Below are 216 nucleotides of genomic sequence, written 5' to 3'. Positions count from 1 at the left end.
CGTTGCCGTTGGGTCATTCACCGTACCTGTTAATGCAGGCGTATTGTCATTGGTCAGTACGTCATCAATTGCCACAATCGGTGCTGTGATGTCTGCTGATACGATGCCTGTTCCTGGTAATGATTCATTGCCCGCTGGATCGGTCGCTGTTGCTGTAACGGTATCACCATCTACCAAGCCACCTGGGTTTGGAACACTCCATTCACCTGTCGTTGG

Annotated in this window: 1 protein-coding gene; it reads right to left on the bottom strand. The window is 50.9% G+C overall.

All coding sequences use genetic code 11. The features are described 5' to 3' along the window. Positions 1-216: hypothetical protein (locus IO68_RS26100; protein WP_023013470.1), on the bottom strand; the 216-nt coding region annotated here is incomplete at both ends.

The sequence above is a fragment of the Acinetobacter sp. COS3 genome (genome assembly GCF_000475335.1).
In the GTDB taxonomy this organism is placed as follows: domain Bacteria; phylum Pseudomonadota; class Gammaproteobacteria; order Pseudomonadales; family Moraxellaceae; genus Acinetobacter; species Acinetobacter venetianus.
Note: the sequence above shows the minus strand (reverse complement) of the source record. Positions and strands in the feature narration are given on the sequence as shown.